The organism is Pseudomonas sp. BAY1663, assembly GCF_000582595.1.
Lineage (GTDB): Bacteria > Pseudomonadota > Gammaproteobacteria > Pseudomonadales > Pseudomonadaceae > Stutzerimonas > Stutzerimonas stutzeri_AF.
Window position 1 is genome coordinate 1 of record NZ_AZSV01000030.1, and the last position, 21,433, is coordinate 21,433.

Genomic DNA, 21,433 nt, shown 5'->3' on the forward strand with positions numbered 1-21,433 from the left:
TGGCCGGCGGCGTGCTCGAAGCGACGCTGCAGGCGCTGGCGGTGCCGGCCGAGGAGTTGCTGGTCTGGCTCGGCCCGGCTATCGGCCCGGCGGCATTCGAGGTCGGGCCCGAAGTGCGCGAGGCCTTCCTGGCGCAGCACGCGGCCGCCACCGAGGCATTTGCGCCGAGCCACAATGCCGGGCGCTTCATGGCCGATCTCTACCAGCTGGCGCGTATCCGCCTGGCTGCCCGTGGCGTGAACGCGGTGTACGGCGGCGGCCTGTGCACCTTCGCCGATCCGCGTTTCTATTCCTACCGCCGCACCCCGCATACTGGCCGCTTCGCCAGCCTGGTCTGGCTGGAGCGCTAGCCCCGGCGCACCATCGCCAGGCGTGACTGTCGGGTCCGGGCATGACCTGCATCAATGTCATCTGCCTTGAATCTCCAACAATCATCCTCATCTATGCTGCATCTCGCAGGTTTCTGTAATGGCGATTCACGCGCCGGCCTGCCTTTACCTTGAGGATGAACGTCCATGCGTATCGATCGTTTGACCAGCAAGCTGCAGCTTGCACTCTCCGACGCCCAGTCCATCGCCGTCGGCCTGGATCACCCCTCCATCGAGCCGCTGCACCTGATGCAGGCGCTGCTCGAGCAGCAGGGCGGCTCGATCAAGCCGCTGCTGATGCAGGTTGGCTTCGACATCAACGCCCTGCGCCAGGCGCTGACCAAGGAACTCGACCAACTGCCCAAGCTGCAGAACCCCACCGGCGACATGAACCTGTCCCAGGACCTGGCGCGCCTGCTCAACCAGGCCGATCGCCTGGCCCAGCAGAAGGGCGACCAGTACATCTCCAGCGAGCTGGTGCTGCTCGCCGCGCTCGACGGCAACACCCGCCTGGGCAAGCTGTTGCTGGCCCAGGGCGTGAGCAAGAAGGCGCTGGAGAACGCCATCGCCAACTTGCGCGGCGGCGAGGCGGTCAACGATCCCAACGCCGAGGAGTCGCGTCAGGCGCTGGACAAGTACACCGTGGACATGACCAAGCGCGCCGAGGACGGCAAGCTCGACCCGGTGATCGGCCGCGACGACGAGATTCGCCGCACCATCCAGGTGCTGCAGCGGCGCACCAAGAACAACCCGGTGCTGATCGGCGAGCCGGGCGTCGGCAAGACCGCCATCGTCGAGGGCCTGGCCCAGCGCATCGTCAACGGCGAGGTGCCCGACGGCCTCAAGGACAAGCGCCTGCTGGCGCTGGACATGGGCGCGCTGATCGCCGGCGCCAAGTTCCGCGGCGAGTTCGAGGAACGCTTGAAGGCGGTGCTCAACGAGCTGAGCAAGCAGGAAGGGCGGATCATCCTGTTCATCGACGAGCTGCATACCATGGTCGGCGCCGGCAAGGCCGAGGGCGCCATGGACGCCGGCAACATGCTCAAGCCGGCGCTGGCGCGCGGCGAGCTGCATTGCGTCGGCGCCACCACGCTGGACGAGTACCGCCAGTACATCGAGAAGGACGCCGCGCTGGAGCGGCGCTTCCAGAAGGTGCTGGTCGACGAGCCGAGCGAGGAGGACACCATCGCCATCCTGCGCGGCCTCAAGGAGCGCTACGAGGTGCACCACGGGGTGACCATCACCGACGGTGCGATCATCGCCGCGGCCAAGCTGTCGCACCGCTACATCACCGACCGCCAGCTGCCGGACAAGGCCATCGACCTGATCGACGAGGCCGCCAGCCGCATCCGCATGGAAATCGACTCCAAGCCTGAGGAGCTGGACCGCCTCGATCGCCGCCTGATCCAGCTGAAGATCGAGCGCGAGGCGCTGAAGAAGGAAGACGACGAGGCGACCAAGAAACGCCTGGCCAAGCTCGAGGGCGACATTGCCAAGCTGGAGAAGGAATACGCCGACCTCGAGGAAATCTGGAAGTCGGAGAAGGCCGAGGTGCAGGGCTCGGCGCAGATCCAGCAGAAGATCGAGCAGGCCAAGGCCGACCTCGAAGCCGCGCGGCGCAAGGGCGACCTGGCGCGCATGGCCGAGCTGCAGTACGGCATCATCCCCGATCTGGAGCGCAGCCTGCAGATGGTCGACCAGCACGGCAAGGCGGAGAACCAGCTGTTGCGCAACAAGGTGACCGACGAGGAAATCGCCGAGGTGGTCTCCAAGTGGACCGGCATTCCGGTGTCGAAGATGCTCGAAGGCGAGCGCGAGAAGCTGCTGCGCATGGAAGACATGCTGCACCAGCGGGTGATCGGCCAGCACGAGGCGGTGGTCGCCGTGGCCAATGCCGTGCGCCGTTCGCGCGCCGGGCTGGCCGACCCGAACCGGCCGAGCGGCTCGTTCCTCTTCCTCGGCCCGACCGGGGTGGGCAAGACCGAGCTGTGCAAGGCGCTGGCCGAATTCCTCTTCGACACCGAGGAGGCGATGATTCGCATCGACATGTCCGAGTTCATGGAGAAGCATTCGGTGGCTCGCCTGATCGGCGCCCCGCCGGGCTACGTCGGCTACGAGGAGGGTGGCTACCTGACCGAGGCGGTGCGCCGCAAGCCGTATTCGGTGGTCCTGCTCGATGAGGTGGAGAAGGCCCATCCGGACGTGTTCAACATCCTCCTGCAGGTGCTCGAGGACGGTCGCCTGACCGACAGCCACGGGCGCACCGTGGACTTCCGCAATACCGTGGTGGTGATGACCTCGAACCTCGGCTCGGCGCAGATCCAGGAGCTGGTCGGCGATCCGGAGGCCCAGCGGGCGGCGGTGATGGATGCGGTGTCTCACCACTTCCGGCCGGAGTTCATCAACCGCATCGACGAGGTGGTGGTGTTCGATCCGCTGGGCCACGAGCAGATCGCCGGCATCGCCGAGATCCAGCTGGGTCGCCTGCGCAAGCGTCTGGCCGAACGCGAGCTGGGCCTGGAACTGACCCAGGAGGCGATGGACAAGCTGATCGCCGTCGGCTACGACCCGGTCTACGGCGCGCGGCCGCTCAAGCGCGCGATCCAGCGCTGGATCGAGAACCCGCTGGCGCAGCAGATCCTCTCCGGCCAGTTCGCGCCGGGCAGCACGGTCAAGGCGCGGGTCGAAGGCGAGCAGATCGTCTTCGACTGATACTGGCCGACGCCGCCCCGGGGTGCCGACGCCCGGGGCGCGTTCCAGTCACCGGGGCATCTCGGGCGTTTGCCTCGAAGAGGCGCAAAGTATTGTCAGGAATCGCATTTCCAGGCTTGACAGCGGTGCCGGGAACCGTAAAATGGCGCGCCTCTGAAGCGGGAACGTAACCGCTGAAGAGCTGGAATAGCGAGTCGTTCCGCGATAGCTCAGTCGGTAGAGCAAATGACTGTTAATCATTGGGTCCCTGGTTCGAGTCCAGGTCGCGGAGCCAAATTCCAATCGGGGTATAGCGCAGTCCGGTAGCGCGCCTGCTTTGGGAGCAGGATGTCGGGAGTTCGAATCCCCCTACCCCGACCATTTGCGGGTCGTTAGCTCAGTTGGTAGAGCAGTTGGCTTTTAACCAATTGGTCGTAGGTTCGAATCCTACACGACCCACCATACGAAGCTTCCGCGGGAAGCCGAAAAAGCTGGATGATCCGAAAGGGCATCCAGCTTTTTTATGTCCTCGTTTTGTGTTGCAGGGCTTGCTGGACGTGTTGGGTTCGGATTCTGGCCCGGACGTTCACGGGTAGGTTGGCGCTGAGCGTAGCGAAGCCCAACAGGGGCGACGAACGTGTTGGGCTTCGTCGCTGCGCTCCTCAGGCTGCGCGCCCCGACCCAACCTACGCTACGTGCCCCGGCCCGGCCTGTGCGCCTCAGGCTATGGGCTCCGACCTGTGTACAGGGCCCCTCAGTGTAACTTCAACCGAGGCTCGGTACTGCGACTGAGCTTGTCGCCCAGCATCATCAGCAGTGTCCGCGGTATCCCGTAGAGCGCGATCTGGTGCATGCGGTACAGCGAGATATAGAACATCCGCGCCAGCCAGCCTTCGAGCATGACGTTGCCGGTGAGGTTGCCCATCAAGTTGCCCACCGCCGAGAAGCTCGACAGTGAAATCAGCGAGCCGTAGTCCTTGTAGCGGTAACCCGGCAGCGGCTTGCCCTCCAGGCGTAGCCGGATCGAGCGGGCAAGCAGCGAAGCCTGCTGGTGGGCTGCCTGCGCGCGGGGCGGCACGTTGCGGTCGCTGTCCGGCTGCGGGCAGGCCGCACAGTCGCCGAAGGCGAAGATATTGTCGTCGCGAGTGCACTGCAGGGTGGGATGCACCACCAGCTGGTTGATCCGGTTGGTTTCCAGGCCGTCGAGTTCGCGTAGGAAGGCCGGTGCCTTGATTCCCGCCGCCCAGACCTTGAGGCTGGCTGGAATGAATTCGCCCTGCTTGGTATGCAGCCCTTCGGCGCTGACATCGCTGACCGCGGCCCCGGTGAGCACCTTCACCCCCAGGTCGAGCAGCGTCTGGTGGACGGGTTGGCTGATACGCTCGGGCAGCGCCGGCAGCACCTTCGGTCCGGCCTCGATCAGGGTAATCCGCACGTTCTCCGGCTTGATGCCGTCCAGGCCATAGGCGGCCAGCTCCTTGGCGGCATGCAGCAGTTCGGCCGCGAGCTCGACGCCGGTGGCGCCGGCTCCGACGATCGCCATGCTGATGTCGCTGGAGCCGCTTTCGCCCGCGTGGGCGCGCATGTAGTGGCTCAGCAATTGCCGGTGGAAGCGCTCCGCCTGCTCGCGGGTGTCGAGGTAGATGCAGTGCTCGGCAGCGCCCGTCGTGCCGAAATCGTTGGTGGTGCTGCCGACCGCGATGACCAGGGTGTCGTAGTGCAGCGAGCGGGCGGGAACTAGTTCGATGCCGAACTCGTCCCGGGTGGCTTCCAGCTGGATGCATTGGCTGGCGCGATCCAGCCCCGCCATGCGGCCCATCTGGAACTCGAAATGGTTCCATTTGGCCTGGGCCACGTAGTTGAGCTCGTCGGCGGAGGAGTTCAGCGAGCCGGCGGCGACCTCGTGCAACAGCGGTTTCCAGATGTGCGTGAGGTTGGCGTCCACCAGGGTGACGCGGGCCTTGCCGCGCCTGCCCAGGGACCTACCCAGGCGGGTGGCAAGCTCCAGCCCGCCGGCGCCGCCGCCGACGATTACGATTCGATGTGACATGGAAATGACTCATAGGCTGCAAGGAAATCGGCGGCGCGACTGGGGGAGCGGGCTCATGACACCAGGCGGCTCAGGAGGCGGCTCAGCAGCCCGAGACCGATCACCACGGCCAGCACGAGCAGGAGCAGGAGCCAGGGGCGGAATGGCTGGCGCTCGACTTGGTGCTGGGGTGCGCGCAGGTATTCGTCGACGCGCTGCTGGTCTTCGGGATTCAGGCGGCTGGGCATAAGCACCTCGAAGGGGATGCAGGCATTCTAACTGTGCGGGATCAAAAGCCAAGCACGAACTATGGGCCGTTGCGGCAGGGAAGGTGGCGGGAATTCAGGGATGGCGGGCCTCTCGGCCCGCTCGTCGGCGGTCAGCTGTTCTTCAGCTTGCGCAGGTTGCCGATTACCGATTCCAGGGCGCGATCGAACAGCAGCGTGTCGTTGAGCAGGCGGATGGCGCCGCGCTGGAATTCGCTCGCCAGCCCCATGCGGGTCTTTTCCAGGACCTTCATGCCGGTACGGTTGACGAAGATGTATTTGCCGGTGGGTTTGATCACCGCGGCCAGCTTGCAACGCAGTTTGTGTTCCTCGTCCTCCTGGAACTCGACCCAGCTGCCGACACGCAGGTTGTCGACCTGAACCAGGGCCGCATCATTGTCCGGCAGGCTGATTTCCGGCTCCGGTTCGCGGCTTTCGCCGGGCGCCAGCAGGACGATCTGCTCGACGACTTCGACCATGGCCGGCGCCGTCTCGGTCGCGGCAGGGGCTTCGGAATGAACCTCCGGCTCGCCGGTCGCTGGTTGGCTTTCCTCTGGCAGGCTCTCGGGCTGCTGATAGCGCTGCAGGGTCTGGACGTGAAGCGCCTCGAGCTGGGTGAAGAAATCGCCGGTGGAGAAGGGGTCGAAGGCGGCGCTGACCAGGCCTTCGCGCAGGGCCTTGAGCAGGCTCGGCACCAGTTCGAGCAGACGCTCACGGGATGCGTCGTCGTTGTGGGGCGTCACGCTCCACACCAGATCATCCATGGTGTCCAGGGCGGCCTGCCATTCCGCGGACTGGGTGCCGTGTTTCAGGCAGGTCAGCAGCAGGACCTTGCTCCAGGCCTCCTGCAGCAGGCGTACCACGACTTCCGGCAGGGTCTTGCCGAGCAGGCGCTGGTTCAGGGCCTGCTCCACTTCCTGGCGGGCAATCTCGGCCTTGGCGCGGCCTTCCTCGGCATCGCGGGTGCGCTGCTCGAGCAATTCGCTGCGGCGCCGTTCGTCGCCAACGAAGGCAAGGAAGTCGGCCAGCAGCTCGGAAAAGAGGGTGGGGTCGTCGACGAAATCGTTGAGCAGGCGTGCCACGATCTGTTCGATCTTCTGGTAGAGGCTGTCGCGCTGGGCCTCGTCCTGGTCGCCCCAGCCCATGGCGGCAGCGGCGATTTCATTGAGCAGGCGGCGAGCCGGATGGCTGCCGCGACTGAAAAAGGTCTTGTCGAGCACCGCGACCTTGAGCAGCGGGATCTGCAGGCGTCCGATCAGGGCCTTGAGCGAGTCCGGCAGGGTGCGGTCGTCGAGGATGAATTCGAACAGCATGGAGACCAGGTTGATGACGTCGTCGTCGATCTCGCCGACCACGCGTGACTTGCCGCTCTTGGCGCTGACGCGGCTCAGCAGATTGCCGAGCTGTTCCTGCAGGTCGAAGTCGTCGACGGCCTGCGGGGTGCGGGTCTGCATGTGTGAAAGCAGACGCAGCAGGTCGTTGCTGGAGATCGGAATGGCGTCGCTGGGAATGCTGCGGGCGGGCAGGGCGCTGCTGCCGCGCAGCTCCGAAAGCAGGTTGTGCAGGGCGCTGAAGGCGGCCTCCTGCAAGCCCTCGTCGGCATGGCTGGCCTGGCCAAGCGATGCGGCCGGTACATGGCTGCCGGCTGGCATGCCGGGGCGCTGCTGGCGGCGTGGCGGTGCGGACTGCAGTTCCGGCAGGATGCCGGCGGCGACCAGGGTCTGGTTGGCCTCGGCATACAGCTGGTCGAGGTCGCCCAGCACGTATTTTTCGAAGAGCTTGAAGATGATCAGCTTGACCTTGATGCCCACGCCAAGGCTGCTGCAGGCCTCGATGAAATAGTCGCAGAGCGCATGGGGCCCGAGCGGGTTGTTCTTGTCGTCGAGCTTCTTGCTGATCAGCGCATTCATGCGGGTGGTCAGGTGCCCCAGCGGTTGCGCGGCACGGCTCATGACCTTGGCGACCATGGTGTCGATGGCGACGGACTCTTCCAGTTCGTCGTTCTGTACCAGGGACAGGTTGTCGAACGATACGTTTTCGAGCGCCGGCGGCTTGCCGATCTCGTACTGATTGAGCGTGGCGAAGGATTCGAACAGCTGCTGCAGGAACCCGCGTTCGATGTTGCGACGCTTCATGCGCAGGTCGCGCATGGCTTCGAAGAAGGCGTTCTGCTCGGCGTTGCTGGTGGCGCGGTCGGCGATCTCGAAAAGCGAGTCATCGGCATTGTCGAAAAGCGACTGCAGGGCCTGGCGCAGGTGCTGGGCGGCCTTGTCGCGCACGCTGATGAGCGCCACGGGCAGTCTTCCTGCCGGTGAAGAGGGCTTGCGCTCAGGGGCGGCCTTGTTCAGGTGCACCACTTTCGCATCGGTTCGCATCGAGACTCTCCTGCGGTCGCCGGCTTGGGGGCGGTCACAACGCTTTGTTTGATCAGCGTCTTATAAAGGTAAGCACGGTGGCAGAGCAAGGCGAAAGGCAATCAGGCGAGCCCGCGATCCAGCGCGGAGAACTCTTGTCGAAACCGGATTCCAACGCAGCATAGTCGAGCGCTTCGGTTTTACAACGGTGCTCGCCGCCGGGACATCGTCATTTGTGTGGCGTCAATTTTCTTGAAGCCATTATAAGCATCATGATCGCATGCCAACCCCGGTTTTTCATTGGACATGACTCAGCTCACAGATACTCGCGGCTTTTCCGCCGAGCGGTCAGAAATCGCCGGTGGGTGCTTCGTGAGCATGGCTGGCCCGCCGCTGCGCCCGGCCGGCGCAGCCCTTATAATCCCGGCAACCTTGAGGAGCCGACCATGCCGAATCTTACCCTTGCCGATCTGACTGCCGAAATCGACGCCAATGTCCGCCGGGCCCTGGCCGAAGACATCGGCAGCGGCGATATCACCGCCCAGCTGATCCCTGCCGAGCGCCTGGCGCATGCTGCGGTCATCACTCGCGAGACGGCGGTGATCAGCGGTGTGGCCTGGGTCGATGCGGTGTTTCGCCAGATCGATCCGCGGGTGGCCGTGCACTGGCAGGTCGCCGACGGCGAGCGGGTCGAGGCGGACCGGGTGCTGTTCCAGCTCGAAGGCCCGGCGCGCGCGCTGCTCACCGGCGAGCGCAGTGCGTTGAACTTCCTGCAGATGCTCTCCGGCGTCGCCACGCGCTGCCGTCATTATGCGGACATGGTGGAGGGGACGGGGGTTCGGCTGCTCGACACGCGCAAGACCATTCCCGGGCTGCGCCTGGCGCAGAAGTACGCGGTGACCTGCGGCGGCTGCCACAACCATCGCATCGGTCTGTACGACGCCTTCCTGATCAAGGAAAACCATATCGCGGCCTGTGGCGGCATCGCCGCCGCCATCGCCGCCGCGCATCGCATCGCCCCGGGCAAGCCGGTGGAGGTGGAGGTGGAAAGCCTCGACGAACTCGAGCAGGCCCTGCAGGCGGGCGCCGACATCGTCATGCTCGACGAGCTGAGCCTGGACGACATGCGTGCGGCGGTCGGCATCACCGCCGGCCGGGCCAAGCTGGAGGCGTCGGGCGGGATCAGTGACGAGACGCTGCGCCGCGTCGCGGAAACGGGCGTGGACTACATCTCCATTGGCGCGCTGACCAAGCATGTGCACGCGGTGGACCTGTCGATGCGGCTGCGCCAGTAGGCTTCAGGTCTTTGGCGCGCCCTCGGCCTGCATCGCCGCGAGGGCGCGCCCCTCACAAGGGGCGGAGGTGTGCAGGCTGCTTTTGTGGGAGGCCCGACCTCGGGGCGATGCTTTTGAACTTCAATCCACTGTATCGAAACGGCTGAGGCGTTGCGCCAGGCAGGACGATCAGTGACGGCTCTTCAGGCCGAAGTTCTCGTGCAGGGTGCCGGGGGTATCGTCGCTTTTCGGTGCATAGTCCTTCGGCGGCTCGGTGAAGGCCAGCGAGGACAGGCGCTCGCGGGAGCCATTGCTCTCCTCGCTGTGCAACGAGGCCAGCAGGCGTTGGCGGGTCTGTTCGTCGAGTGCCAGGCGGTTGGCCCCGTCGGACAGGTGATCCTGGATGTCCTGGTAATTGCTGGTGAGCTTGCGCAGCAGGCTGGCAGTGGTGTTGAAGTGGGTGACCACCTCACTCTGATAGGTGTCGAAGCGCTCCTGCAGGTCGTCGACCTGACGCTGTGTGCGGTTCGGCGTGCTGCTGCGAGCCACCAGATAACCGATGGCGATGCCGGCGATCAGGCCGACGATCGGGAGCAACCAGGTCGCGAGGGTCTGTTCCACGAGTCCTTCCTCTATATAAACGGCTGTGCTTACGTTAACGTCTCGTACCTGCTCTGTATACCGCGGCGCGAGGCAGCGGTCACCGGCAGCTAGTTAGCAAGACGAGTCGACTCGTCCCAAGGTCACGGAGTTCCTGCTTTGTTGAAACGCGAAACCCCCCTCTCTCTCGACGGCCCCTGCGGTGTGCTGGAAGGTCTGTACTTCGAACAGCCCCAGGCCAAGGGGCTGGCCCTGATCTGCCACCCGAACCCGGTCAAGGGCGGCACCATGCTGAACAAGGTCGTCTCGACCCTGCAGCGCACGGCACGCGATGCCGGCTACAGCACGTTGCGCTTCAACTACCGCGGCGTCGGCGCCAGCGCCGGTACGCACGACATGGTCGAGGGCGAAGTGGACGACGCCGAGGCGTCGCTGCGCTGGCTGATGGCGCAGCAGCCCGGGCTGCCGTTGACCCTGCTGGGTTTCTCCTTCGGCGGTTTCGTCGCCGGTCGCCTGGCTGCCCGCCTGGAAGCCGAGGGCGTGGCGCTGCAGCGCCTGCTGATGGTGGCGCCGGCGGTATCGCGCCTGCTCGACCGGCCGTTGGCCGAGCGCTGCGAGCTGACCATCATCCAGCCGGAGCAGGACGAAGTGATCGATGCCGAGTCGGTTTATGCCTTCTCCGCCGGCCTGCAGCGCCCCCATGAGCTGCTGAAAGTGGCAGAATGCGGCCACTTTTTCACGGCAAGCTGGTCGAGCTGAAGGAACTGGTCGCTCCGCGGCTGTAGTGCCCCGGCTCCGGCGGCAATGAGCGAGATGTATTGCACATGAACACCCGAATCCTCACCGGCATCACCACCACCGGCACGCCGCACCTGGGCAACTACGCCGGGGCGATCCGGCCGGCGGTCCTGGCCAGCCGCGACGCGGCGGCGGACTCCTTCTACTTCCTCGCCGACTACCATGCGCTGATCAAGTGCGACGACCCGTTGCGCATCCAGCGCTCGCGCCTGGAGATCGCCGCGACCTGGCTGGCCTGCGGGCTGGATGCCGAGCGCGTGACCTTCTACCGCCAGTCCGACATTCCCGAGATCCCCGAGCTGACCTGGCTGCTGACCTGCGTCACCGCCAAGGGCCTGCTCAACCGCGCCCATGCCTACAAGGCGTCGGTGGACAAGAACGTCGAGAACGGCGAGGACCCGGACGCCGGCGTCACCATGGGCCTGTACAGCTACCCGGTGCTGATGGCGGCGGACATCCTGATGTTCAACGCGCACAAGGTGCCGGTGGGGCGCGACCAGATCCAGCACGTGGAGATGGCGCGGGACATCGCGCAGCGCTTCAACCACCTGTTCGGCAACGGCAAGGAGTTCTTCACCCTGCCCGAGGCGGTGATCGAGGATGGCGTGGCCACCCTGCCGGGGCTGGACGGGCGCAAGATGTCCAAGAGCTACGACAACACCATCCCGCTGTTCGGCAGCGCCAAGGAGCTGAAGGGCGCCATCGCCCGCATCGTCACCGACTCCCGGCTGCCGGGCGAGCCCAAGGATCCGGACAGCTCGCACCTGTTCACCCTCTACCAGGCCTTCGCCACCGCGGCGCAGCAGGCCGGCTTCCGCCAGGAACTGCTCGACGGGCTGGCCTGGGGCGACGCCAAGCAGCGCCTGTTCCAACTGCTCGACAACGAGCTGGGCGAGGCGCGCGAGCTGTACCATGCGCTGATCGCCAAGCCCGCCGAGCTGGAGGATATCCTCCAGGCCGGCGCCGCCAAGGCCCGGCGGATCGCCACGCCGTTCCTCGGCGAACTGCGCGAGGCGGTGGGCCTGCGCAATTTCCGTAGCGAGGTGAAAAGTGCCGCGCCGGCGAAGAAGAAGGCCAGCAAGGCGGCGCGCTTCGCCAGTTTCCGCGAGGCCGACGGCGCCTTCCGTTTCCGCTTCTTCGCCCCCGATGGCGAGGAGCTGCTGCTGTCGCGGCCGCTGAGCAATCCGAAGGCCATCGGCGTGCTGACCCAGCGGCTGATCGCCGGCGGCCCGGATGCCCTGGAACTTCGCGAGGACGAGGGCGATCAGTTCACCCTGTGGCTGGACGACGAATGCATCGCCGACAGCCCGCATTACGAGAACGCCGACGCCCTCGACGCCGCCATGCTGCGCGTGCGCGAGGCGCTGGCCACACTCGTCGAGTAACGACGGCGCCCGCCAGGCTGCGCATGGCGCGGCCTCGGCGCATTGCGCCCTTGCACGGCAGTCCCGGGAGGACCGACGTTTGAACGACCTGAGTAAATTGCCAACCACCGAGGGCGCGGCTAAAGTGTCGGCCCCGTTTCACTACCCAGACTCCGCCATGACTCCTCTTGCGCGCTATCAGGCCGACCTGAAACGTCCTGACTTCTTCCACGACGCCGCCCAGGAAAACGCGGTGCGCCACCTGCAACGCCTGTACGACGACCTGGTGGCCGACGATCGCAACAAGAGCGGCCTGCTCGGCAAGCTGTTCGGCAAGAAGCAGCCGGAGCCGATCAAGGGCATCTACTTCTGGGGCGGCGTGGGCCGCGGCAAGACCTACCTGGTCGACACCTTCTTCGACGCGCTGCCGTTCAAGCAGAAGATGCGCACGCACTTCCACCGCTTCATGAAGCGCGTGCACGAGGAAATGAAAACCCTCAAGGGCGAGAAGAACCCGCTGACCATCATCGGCAAGCGCTTCGCCGACGAGGCGCGGGTGATCTGCTTCGACGAGTTCTTCGTCTCCGACATCACCGACGCGATGATCCTCGCCACCCTGCTCGACGAGCTGTTCAAGAACGGCGTGAGCCTGGTCGCGACCTCCAACATCGTACCGGACGGGCTGTACAAGGATGGCCTGCAGCGTGCGCGCTTCCTGCCGGCGATCGAACTGCTGAAGAAGCACACCGAGATCGTCAACGTCGACAGCGGTATCGACTATCGCCTGCGCGCACTGGAACAGGCCGAGCTCTATCACTTCCCGCTGGACGCCGAGGCCGAGCAGAGCCTGGAGAAGAGCTTCCGCAGCCTGCTGACGGAAAACTGCACGGTGCTGGAGAACGAGGCGCTGATGATCGAGAACCGCGAGATCATGGCGCGCAAGGTCGCCAACGATGTCGCCTGGTTCGAATTCCGCGCCCTCTGCGACGGGCCGCGCAGCCAGAACGACTACATCGAACTGGGCAAGATCTTCGAGGCCGTGCTGGTTTCCAACATCGAGCAGATGAACGTGGCCAAGGACGACATGGCCCGCCGCTTCATCAACATGGTCGACGAATTCTACGACCGCAACGTCAAGCTGATCCTCTCCGCGGAAGTGGAACTCAAGGACCTCTACGCCGGCGGCCGCCTGGAATTCGAATTCCAGCGCACCCTCAGCCGCCTGCTGGAGATGCAGTCCCACGAATACCTGGCGCGGCCGCATAAGCCGTAGGGAAGCAGCTGGAAGCCTGAAGCTGGAAGCAAAGGCAGTAGACGCTTGGCAGGTTGTTCTACGGTCTCAGTAATCGTTCGACTTCCGAAAGGGCCCTCTGTAGGAGCCCGCTTGCGGGCGATCGGCAAGCTGGCTCCTACGGGAAGCCGTGCAAGCTTGCAGCCTTTTACGCTGCGCCGAACGCTTTCCAGCTTCTCGCTTTCAACTGCTCTTATGCCGGTACTGCTGCCGATACTGGTTCGGTGACAGCTCGGTGTGCTGGCGGAACAGGCGGGCGAAGAAGCTGGCGTCGTCGTAGCCGACTTCGTAGCTGATCGTCTTGATGCTCTTGCCGGTGGTGGCCAGCAGGCTCTTGGCCGTCTCGATGCGCAGGCGCTGCAGGTAGTGCAGCGGCTTGTCGCCGGTGGCGGCCTGGAAACGGCGCATGAAGTTGCGGATGCTCATGCCGTGCTGGCGCGCCACATCCTCGAAGCGGAATTTATCGGCGAAGTGGGCTTCCAGCCATTCCTGGATCTGCAGGATGCGCGTATCCAGATGCAGCTTCTGCCCGCCGAAGCCGAGCCGTCCCGGGCTGTAGCTGCGCTGCAGCTCGAACAGCACGTCGCGGGCCATGCCCTGCGCCACGTTGGCGCCGCAGAAGCGCTCCACCAGGTACATGTAGAGGTCGCAGGCCGAGGTGGTGCCGCCGGCGCAGTAGAGGTTGTCGCTGTCGGTGAGGTGCTTGTCGGTGCTGAGCTGCACCCGTGGGAAACGCTGCGCGAACTCGCTGCAGAAGCGCCAGTGGGTGGTCGCCTCGCGGTCATCCAGCAGGCCTGCCTGGGCCATCCAGAACGCCCCGGTGGCCTCGCCGCAGATCGCGCTGCCGGCGGCGTGCCGCTCGCGCAGCCAGGGCGTGACCTGCGGGTAACGCTTGCGTAGCGCATCGAAATCGCCCCAGAAGGCCGGCAGAATGATCAGGTCGGCGTCGCTCAAGGCGCCGTCCACGTCGATGACGGTACCGCTGAAGGTGGTCACCGGCTTGCCGTCCGGGCTGACCAGGCGGGTCTCGAAGGCGGGCGTCAGGTCCAGGCCGAGCTGCTTGCCGTGGCGCAGGCTGGCCATGTGGAAGAAGTCCTTGGCCTGCATGAGCGTCGAGGCGAAGACACCTTCGCTGGCGAGGATGCCGATGTGCTTGAGTGATTCGGAATTGGCCATGGGCATGCGATTCTGATTATTGTGGATGCGGTAAAACTGCCGCAAGGTGGCTGGAGCGTCCTATTTTTTTGCGCGGCTGTCCAGCGCGGCGTGACTGAACCGCCCCCTGTGCCGACACGTCGAACGGCTGACATGCAGGAGAAAACCATGAGCGATGCGCAACATCCCTATCCCGCCGCGCCGTTCGGCGACTGGGACGGCACGCCTGCCGCGGCGCGGCAGATGCAGAAGACCCTGGCGGAGCAGGTGCGGCTGGAGGATGACTTTCCGCCCCTGCGCCTGATCGCCGGGGTGGATGTCGGCTTCGAGGAAGGCGGCGCCATCACCCGCGCCGCCGTGGTGCTGCTGGATGCGAGGACGCTGGAGGTGGTCGCCCAGAGCCTGGCGCGGATTCCCACCAGCATGCCCTACATCCCGGGGCTGCTGTCGTTCCGCGAACTGCCGGCGGTATTGCAGGCCCTCGAGGCGCTGCCGGAAGTGCCCGACCTGATCTTCTCCGACGGCCACGGCATCGCCCATCCGCGGCGGCTGGGAATCGCCGCGCATCTCGGCGTGGTGACCGGGCTGCCGACCATCGGCGTGGCGAAGAAGATTCTCACCGGCGAGCACGACGAGCTGGGCCTGGCCCGTGGCGCACGGGTGGACCTGCGCGACAAGCGCAGCGGCGAGGTGATCGGCAGCGTGTTGCGCAGCAAGGACAAGGTGCGACCGCTGATCGTCTCGCCGGGCAATCGCGTCAGCCTGGCCACGGCGCCGCAGTTGGTGATGCAGTACGTGACCCGTTATCGCTTGCCCGAGCCGACCCGGCTGGCCGACCGCCTGGCCTCGCGCCGCGACGAGAAAGCTGCCCGCCTGCGGCTATCTATCGAGTGAGGGGTGCCGTCCGCCGCACCGAGCGCCAGTGTCTCGATACATTCGCACGCTTGCAGCCGGCGGGCGGCAGGCGATAGCCTGCGAGGCTGCAGTCAGCAAGGGCCCGCACGATGCACTTGGACTCCGCGACGGGCTGGTGCCACGGCATCCGCCACTGTCCGTCACCGAACTTCAATCAGCGCCCGGATGGCGAGATTTCGCTGCTGGTCATCCACAACATCAGCCTGCCGCCTGGCCAGTTCGGCACCGGCAAGGTCCAGCAGTTCTTCCAGAACTGCCTGCCGTGCGGCGAGCATCCGTTCTTCGAGGAGATCGCCGGGCTGCAGGTGTCGGCGCATTTCCTCATCGAGCGCGATGGCGCGATCACCCAGTTCGTCTCCTGCCTGGACCGCGCCTGGCACGCCGGCGTGTCCTGTTTCGAGGGGCGCGAGGGCTGCAACGATTTCTCCCTCGGCATCGAGCTGGAGGGCACCGACTGCGAGCCTTTCACCGAGCCGCAGTACCGTTCGCTGGTCGCCCTCTGCCGGCTGCTGCTGCGGGCCTATCCGGCCATCACCCCCGGGCGGGTCTGCGGCCACAGCGATATCGCACCGGGGCGCAAGACCGATCCCGGCCCTGCATTCGACTGGTCGCGCCTGCGCGCGGCTGCCATTACCTGCTGACGGAAGGAAGCGAAGATGAGTTTTCTGGTGGTCCTGCTGGTGCTGCTGGTGGAGAAGTTCTCCGACTGGCGGCCGCGTCTGCAGCACGATGGCTTCTGGCTCGCGCGGCTACGCCAGGTCGAAGCCAGCCCACGCCTGAGCGCCACGCCCTGGCTGGCGCTGCTGGTGCTGGTCCTGCTGCCGGTGCTGCTGCTCGGCCTGTTGCTGCTGGCGCTGGAGCCGCTGGCCTACGGCTGGCTGAGCCTGCCGCTGCACCTGCTGGTGCTGCTCTACAGCCTCGGCCGCGGCCACGCCAAGACCGAACTCGGCGCCTTCCGCGATGCCTGGCGGCGCGGCGACGAGGAGGCCGCGGCGCTGGCCGCCGAGCGCGATGCCGGCTTGCGCGCGGAGAGTCCGTCGGGCCTGCTGCAGGCGGTCCAGGCGCACCTGCTGTGGCGCAGTTACGAAGGCTTCTTCGCGGTGATCTTCTGGTACCTGCTGCTCGGGCCGATGGCGGCGCTGGCCTATCGGCTGCTGGCGCTGTGCATGGCGCACGCGCAGCAGGCCGGGTTGCGCGAGCGCGCCGAGCAGCTGCGACATGCCTTCGACTGGCTGCCGGTACGCCTGTTGCTGGCCAGCTTCGCCCTGGTCGGCAACTTCGTCGCGGTCAATCGCGCGCTGCTGCACGAGCTGCTGAGCTGGGACGTCCCGGCCCCGCGCCTGCTCGCCGATGCCGGACCGCTGGCCGCCGACCTGCCGGCAGCGAGCGACGGTGAGGCCGGCATCGACCGGCTCGATGGCCTGACTGCGCTGCTGGTGCGCACCCGCGTGCTCTGGTATGCGGTCATCGCGATCTGGACGATCCTGGCCTAGGGCCTGTTGCCGTTCCGGTTCCCGACCGTCGTGGGAGCGGGCCATGCCCGCGAAAAAGCAGCCGTACCGATGTTGTCGGCCCTGTTCGCAGGCATGGCCTGCTCCTACATAAGGAGACAGAGCGCTGCAGGTACGAGCCGGAGTACTCGGCGCGAAACGGCAAGAGATCTGAGTCAGGCAAGTCGATTTCGGCCGCTCCCTAGGAAAGACTCGTGCATCTCGGCCCTGCGAGCGTGCCCTGGTGGTGATGCAGGCCTGCCATCTGAATACCGACTCATATGATCGTTCCATGATCGTTTCGGGGTGCATCCGCATAACCCGCATGCCAGACGTCTTGCCATCCGCGGCCGACCGCTCGTCGGGCTGATGTCACCTGGCCATTACCTTAAGTTACAAAACAGCGAACCGATATCCCGTATAACTCGGCTCGATGCCACCTCTCTGACGAACCCTGCTACGGCCCGCGCCGGCCGTAAGCGATACCAATAATATTTGGGAGACGTCGTGTGAATAGCCTGCTATATCCCGCTGTCGCGTTCATGAACCGGCTGAGTTTCGGCATGAAGTTCAGCCTGGTCAGCGTCCTCTTCTTCGTTCCCATGCTGCTGAGCAACTTCTACCTGGTGCGCGATTCGTACCGGGAGTTCGTCGGCACCCGCACGGAGCTGCGCAGCCTCGAGCTGCTCGGTGCGGCGCTGCAAGTGCGGCGCAGCATGGAGGATTGGAAGGACCTGGTGCAGATCGAGTCGATCATCGGCCAGGCCGGCAACGTCGAGACGCTGATCGCCCGGTTGGGCAAGGTGGAGGGCGAACTCTCGGCGCAGCTGCAGGCGCTCGAACCGGTCAGCGAGGCCGCGGAGCAGGTGGCCGAGTTCAACGGTCGCCGCGACGAACTCGTCGCCGCGCTGGGCGCCGCCCAGGCCGAGCAGTCGCTGCAGTCGAAGGCGGCGATGGCGCAGGTGCTGCTGGGCCAGTCGCAGGTACTGATCAAGCTGGTCGCCGGGCAGTCGGGCCTGAGCCAGGACGCCGACCGCGAGGTGCGCCAGCTCTCCGAGCTGCTGACCTCGGTGACGCCGGCCATCAGCATGCTGCTGGGCCAGGGGCGTGCGGTGGGCGCGTACACCTTTGGCCAGGGCTACCTCAATTCCGATGCCAGCAACACGCTGGACAACCTCGTGCTGGAGCTGGAGAAACAGCAGGCGCAATACGCGGTGCAGCTGCAGGACGCCATCGGCGGCAGCGCGGCCGTGCGCAGCCGGCTGGACGTGCATGCCGGCGCCAGCCGCGAATCGCTGCAGGCCAGCGCGGACATCTTCCAGGACGAGGTGATCATGGCCGATGCCTTCGAGCGCCCCTGGGACGCGTTCTACGACCAGATCAGCGCCGAGATGGCGAAGACCTACCAGCTGAACGACGCCATTCTCGATTTCCTCGAGGTGCAACTCGGCGAACGGCTGGAGCAGAAGCGCCTGCTGATGACCTTGCTGCTGTCGGCGCTGGCGGTGGTGCTGGGGCTGGTGGCCTACCTCTACGCCGGTTTCTATGTCTCCACGCGGGCCTCGCTGAAGCGCCTGGGCGTGGTCATGGACCAGGTCGCCGCCGGCGACATGACCGTGCGCTACGCGGTGCAGAGCCGCGACGAGCTGGGCGAACTGGGCCAGGTCTTCAACACCACCGTGGCGCAGATCCGCGAGTTGATCGAGCGGGTCGGGCAGACCGTCGCCGAGGTCGAGCGCCAGGCCGGCCGGGTCGAAAGCGTTTCCGGCGAGAGCAACCAGACGGTCTCCGAGCAGCGCAGCCAGATCGAGCAGGTGGCCACGGCGATGAACCAGATGTCGGCCACCGCCCAGGCCGTCGCCACCAGTGCCGAGGCCGCCGTGGGCAGCGCGCAGAGCGTCAACGAGGAAACCGTCAGCGGTCGCAGCCTGGTGGTGGCGCAGGTCGGTGGTATCCAGCGGCTGGCCGAGGAGATCGAGCAGTCGGTTGGCGTGATCAATCAGCTGGCTGGCGACAGCAAGGCGATCAGCCAGGTGCTCGACGTGATCAAGGGCATCGCCGAACAGACCAACCTGCTCGCACTCAACGCCGCCATCGAGGCGGCGAGGGCCGGCGAGCAGGGCCGTGGTTTCGCCGTGGTCGCCGACGAGGTGCGCGGGCTGGCCCAGCGCACGCAGCAGTCGACTGCGGAGATCGAGCAGATGATCGCGCGGCTGCAGGGGGGCGTCGGCGCGGCGGTGAAGACCATGCACGCCAGCCACACACTGGCCGAAGACACCGTTGGCCAGTCGGCGCAGGTGGAGCAGGCGCTGGAGAATATCCTCGGGGCGGTGGGCCTGATCGTCGACCAGAACCAGCAGATCGCCGCCGCCGCCGAGCAGCAGACCGCGGTGGCGCACGATATCGACCGCAATATCGTCGCCATCAACGAGGCCGGCCAGCGCACCGCCGAAGGCGCCGGGCACACCGAACAAGCCAGCCGCGAGCTGACCCAGCTGGTGGGGCGGTTGCAGACGTTGATCGCGGCGTTCCGCGTCTGAGCGCTCGGCGACAAAGGCCGCGTCAGGAGAGGGGCGGGCTCAAGGCCAGCCGAACAGCTCGCAGCTGTTGCGGTAGCTGGCGGCGGCCAGTTCCTCGGCGTCGATGCCCTTGATGCTGGCCAGGCTCCGGCAGATTTCCGGCAGCAGCTCCGGGCTGTTGCGCTCGCCGCCGTGGCCGGCCGGCGGAATATCCGGGGCGTCGGTTTCCAGCACGATGCCGTCCAGCGGCAACTGGCGGAGCACGCGCTGCATGCGCCGCGCCTGCGGCCAGGTGCCGGCGCCGCCGAGGCCGAGCCTGAAACCCAGGCGCAGGTACTCGCGCGCTTCCTCCCAGCTGCCGCTGAAGGCATGGACGATGCCGGCCCGTTCGAGCCGGTGCCGCTTGAGCGTGGCGATCATCGGCGCATGGGCGCGGCGCACGTGCAGCAGCACCGGCAGGGCGAATTCCGCGGCCATGTCCAGCTGCGCTTCGAGCAGACGCTGCTGGCGCTCGCTGTCGGGATCGTCGATGTAGTAGTCCAGGCCGATCTCGCCAATGGCGCAGAGCTTGCGCTCGCCATGCAGGCGCTGCAGCCAGCTGTGCAGCGCCTGCAGGTGTTCGTCGCGGTGCCGTTCGAGGAACACCGGATGCAGGCCCAGCGCGGCATGCACCGCCGGCTGCTCGCAGGCCAGCTGCCAGACCCGCTGCCAGTTTCCTTCGTGCACGCCGAGCACGACGATACGCTCGACGCCGCTGGCCGCGCAGCGCGCCAGGACCTGCTCGCGGTCGGCATCGAAATGCTCGAAGTCGAGATGGGTGTGGGTGTCGATCAACTGCACGATGAAATTCCGTTCGGCCTGCGGCTGGATAAGGACAATGCTACCGCGGGATCAACGGGTTTCCTCCTCGATCTGGATGTCGCTGACACCCAGTTCGGCCATGCGGCTCTCCTCGCTCGGGCGGATCGGACTTTCCCACGGCGCATCGATCGCCGCGCGCGGCTCGTGCACGTGCTGCAGGAGGATCTCCAGCTCGGCCTGCTCGAGACCCGGCTGCTCGAAGGAGCTGATGACCAGCGAGGCGGGCTGGCCGTTGATGCGGTAGTGGATGCGGTAGCGCTTCAATTCGGTCATGGCGGTTCTCGGTTTCGCGGGGGGCTAAACCATCCGACCGCCAGAATTCGCTCAATCTCCCGTCTTGTGCCGTGCCTCGTGCTCGAGCAGCGCCGCCTTGCGCGCCAGCCCCCAGCGATAGCCGGTCAGCGCCTGCTGGCTGCCGACCACCCGGTGGCAGGGCACCAGCAGCCCGACCGGATTGCTGGCACAGGCCCGCGCCACCGCGCGGGCATGGCTGCCGAGCGCTTCGGCGAGTTCGCCGTAGCGGCGGGTCTCGCCGACCGGAATCTGCTGCAGTGCCTGCCAGACGCGCTGCTGGAAGGCGCTGCCGCGCAGGTCCAGCGGCAGCTGTGCGGCGTGCCGGGGCTCCTCCAGCTGCTCGACGATCGCCTGCAGCCAGTCGCCCAGCCCGGCCTGGTCGCGCTGTAGCTGGGCGGCGCCGAAGCGCGTGCGCAGCTCGTCCTCCAGCGTCGCCTCGTCGTCGCCGAACAGCAGCGCGCAGACGCCCTTGTCGCTGGCGGCGACCAACAGCAGGCCGAGCGGGCAGGGCGCCAGCGCGTAGCGCAGGCTTTCCCCGGCGCCTTTGCGCCGGCGTTGGGCTGGGGTCAGCGCCGTGGCTTCGGTATAGGGCGCGCGGGTTCCGGAATAGCCGGCGGCGAGGGCGGCACCCAGCACCGACGTGGCATCCGGCAGCTGCGCTTCCAGCCGTTCGCGGCGCCGGGCTGCGGCCCAGGCGCGCGGCGTCAGCCCGGTACGCGCCTTGAAGGCGCGCGACAGGTAGGCCGGCGACAGGCCGATGCGCGCCGCCAACTGCCGCAAGGGCAGTGGTCCTTCGGCTTCGTCGAGCAGGCGGCAGGCGGCGATCACCAGCGCATCGAGCTGCTGGCTCGGCTCTGCCCTGCGGCGAGCAGCGCCGGCATGGGCGAAAGCCGGCGGCTTCGGCCGCTGCGGCGTTGTCATAGAAATTCACCCGTTCGCGCAGCGGCCGGCGGGCCGGGCAGCTGGGGCGGCAGAAGATGCCGGTCGAGCGCACGGCGAACACGAAGCGGCCGTCGAAGGCGGCGTCGCGTTCGCACAGGGCTTGCCAGCAGCGGTCTTGGTCGAGCATGACGGTGCTCCATGATCCGATGGTGCGATTGTCGTCCCTGGGCCGGTTGTGCGCCAATCCAAAGCGTGCTTTCAAACTCGATGGGGAACATGGAA

At 66.3% G+C, this 21,433-nt stretch carries 16 protein-coding genes, 3 tRNA genes and 3 pseudogenes; 14 read left to right on the forward strand and 8 right to left on the reverse strand.

Translation table 11 applies throughout. From position 1 onward, the window contains the following. The 5 genes from BAY1663_RS10665 to BAY1663_RS10685 all read left to right on the forward strand — a co-directional run. A partial coding sequence (locus tag BAY1663_RS10665) for a polyphenol oxidase family protein (RefSeq protein WP_037040428.1) occupies window positions 1-350 on the forward strand: 350 nt, incomplete at its 5' end. A gap of 165 nt (window positions 351-515) precedes the next feature. Continuing rightward, a complete protein-coding gene (gene clpB, locus BAY1663_RS10670; protein WP_037040430.1) occupies window positions 516-3,080 on the forward strand; it encodes an ATP-dependent chaperone ClpB in 2,565 nt (854 codons plus the stop codon). Between the two features lie 198 nt (window positions 3,081-3,278). Next, window positions 3,279-3,354, forward strand: a tRNA-Asn gene (locus BAY1663_RS10675). 9 nt (window positions 3,355-3,363) lie between these two features. Further along, window positions 3,364-3,440, forward strand: a tRNA-Pro gene (locus BAY1663_RS10680). A gap of 5 nt (window positions 3,441-3,445) precedes the next feature. Beyond that, window positions 3,446-3,521, forward strand: a tRNA-Lys gene (locus BAY1663_RS10685). A gap of 292 nt (window positions 3,522-3,813) precedes the next feature. Here the strand turns inward: BAY1663_RS10685 and BAY1663_RS10690 are convergent. The 3 genes from BAY1663_RS10690 to BAY1663_RS10700 all read right to left on the reverse strand — a co-directional run bounded on the left by BAY1663_RS10690 (window position 3,814) and on the right by BAY1663_RS10700 (window position 7,729). Beyond that, entirely contained in the window at window positions 3,814-5,109 is a 1,296-nt protein-coding gene (locus BAY1663_RS10690; RefSeq protein WP_037040431.1) for an NAD(P)/FAD-dependent oxidoreductase, read from the reverse strand. 53 nt (window positions 5,110-5,162) lie between these two features. Continuing rightward, window positions 5,163-5,336 carry a DUF3094 family protein gene (locus tag BAY1663_RS10695; protein WP_037040433.1) on the reverse strand — a complete coding sequence of 58 codons (174 nt, stop codon included), beginning with the start codon at window positions 5,334-5,336 and terminating at the stop codon, window positions 5,163-5,165. A gap of 131 nt (window positions 5,337-5,467) precedes the next feature. Further along, window positions 5,468-7,729: a DUF1631 domain-containing protein gene (locus BAY1663_RS10700; protein WP_037040434.1), complete on the reverse strand. Its 2,262-nt coding sequence runs from the start codon at window positions 7,727-7,729 to the stop codon at window positions 5,468-5,470. 425 nt (window positions 7,730-8,154) lie between these two features. On the opposite strand from BAY1663_RS10700, the gene nadC reads away from it, so the two are divergent. Continuing rightward, window positions 8,155-9,003, forward strand: a complete 849-nt coding sequence (gene nadC, locus BAY1663_RS10705) for a carboxylating nicotinate-nucleotide diphosphorylase (RefSeq protein WP_037040437.1) — start codon at window positions 8,155-8,157, stop codon at window positions 9,001-9,003. A 168-nt stretch (window positions 9,004-9,171) separates the two neighbouring features. Here nadC and BAY1663_RS10710 read toward each other — a convergent pair whose 3' ends face one another. Continuing rightward, window positions 9,172-9,603 (reverse strand): YhcB family protein, encoded by a 432-nt coding sequence (locus BAY1663_RS10710; protein ID WP_037040439.1) that lies wholly within the window; start codon window positions 9,601-9,603, stop codon window positions 9,172-9,174. Between the two features lie 138 nt (window positions 9,604-9,741). Here BAY1663_RS10710 and BAY1663_RS10715 point away from each other — a divergent pair. The 3 genes and pseudogenes from BAY1663_RS10715 to zapE all read left to right on the forward strand — a co-directional run bounded on the left by BAY1663_RS10715 (window position 9,742) and on the right by zapE (window position 13,017). After that, window positions 9,742-10,367: pseudogene (locus BAY1663_RS10715) on the forward strand (alpha/beta hydrolase). A gap of 39 nt (window positions 10,368-10,406) precedes the next feature. Continuing rightward, window positions 10,407-11,765 (forward strand): tryptophan--tRNA ligase, encoded by a 1,359-nt coding sequence (locus tag BAY1663_RS10720; protein ID WP_037040441.1) that lies wholly within the window; start codon window positions 10,407-10,409, stop codon window positions 11,763-11,765. Between the two features lie 157 nt (window positions 11,766-11,922). Beyond that, window positions 11,923-13,017 (forward strand): cell division protein ZapE, encoded by a 1,095-nt coding sequence (zapE, locus tag BAY1663_RS10725; protein ID WP_037040443.1) that lies wholly within the window; start codon window positions 11,923-11,925, stop codon window positions 13,015-13,017. A 201-nt stretch (window positions 13,018-13,218) separates the two neighbouring features. On the opposite strand, the gene BAY1663_RS10730 is transcribed toward zapE, so the two are convergent. Beyond that, window positions 13,219-14,211, reverse strand: a complete 993-nt coding sequence (locus BAY1663_RS10730; protein WP_037040498.1) for a GlxA family transcriptional regulator — start codon at window positions 14,209-14,211, stop codon at window positions 13,219-13,221. Between the two features lie 147 nt (window positions 14,212-14,358). On the opposite strand from BAY1663_RS10730, the gene nfi reads away from it, so the two are divergent. From nfi to BAY1663_RS25950, 5 genes and pseudogenes are all read left to right on the forward strand, one after another. Beyond that, entirely contained in the window at window positions 14,359-15,084 is a 726-nt protein-coding gene (gene nfi / locus BAY1663_RS10735; protein WP_037040445.1) for a deoxyribonuclease V, read from the forward strand. A 110-nt stretch (window positions 15,085-15,194) separates the two neighbouring features. Next, complete coding sequence (gene ampD / locus BAY1663_RS10740) at window positions 15,195-15,746, forward strand: 1,6-anhydro-N-acetylmuramyl-L-alanine amidase AmpD (RefSeq protein WP_037040446.1); 552 nt, start codon at window positions 15,195-15,197, stop codon at window positions 15,744-15,746. Between the two features lie 15 nt (window positions 15,747-15,761). After that, window positions 15,762-16,598 (forward strand): regulatory signaling modulator protein AmpE, encoded by an 837-nt coding sequence (gene ampE, locus BAY1663_RS10745; protein WP_037040447.1) that lies wholly within the window; start codon window positions 15,762-15,764, stop codon window positions 16,596-16,598. Window positions 16,599-18,073: 1,475 nt separating this feature from the next. Then, window positions 18,074-18,280: pseudogene (locus tag BAY1663_RS25945) on the forward strand (HAMP domain-containing protein); the annotation flags it as partial. Window positions 18,281-18,430: 150 nt separating this feature from the next. Continuing rightward, a complete protein-coding gene (locus BAY1663_RS25950; RefSeq protein ID WP_371257610.1) occupies window positions 18,431-19,135 on the forward strand; it encodes a methyl-accepting chemotaxis protein in 705 nt (234 codons plus the stop codon). 39 nt (window positions 19,136-19,174) lie between these two features. Here BAY1663_RS25950 and BAY1663_RS10755 read toward each other — a convergent pair whose 3' ends face one another. The 3 genes and pseudogenes from BAY1663_RS10755 to ada form a co-directional block, all read right to left on the reverse strand. Next, entirely contained in the window at window positions 19,175-19,954 is a 780-nt protein-coding gene (locus BAY1663_RS10755; protein WP_051497125.1) for a TatD family hydrolase, read from the reverse strand. A 51-nt stretch (window positions 19,955-20,005) separates the two neighbouring features. After that, window positions 20,006-20,248, reverse strand: a complete 243-nt coding sequence (locus tag BAY1663_RS10760) for a hypothetical protein (RefSeq protein WP_037040451.1) — start codon at window positions 20,246-20,248, stop codon at window positions 20,006-20,008. A gap of 51 nt (window positions 20,249-20,299) precedes the next feature. Further along, window positions 20,300-21,338, reverse strand: a pseudogene (gene ada / locus BAY1663_RS10765) (bifunctional DNA-binding transcriptional regulator/O6-methylguanine-DNA methyltransferase Ada). Window positions 21,339-21,433: the final 95 nt, after the last annotated feature.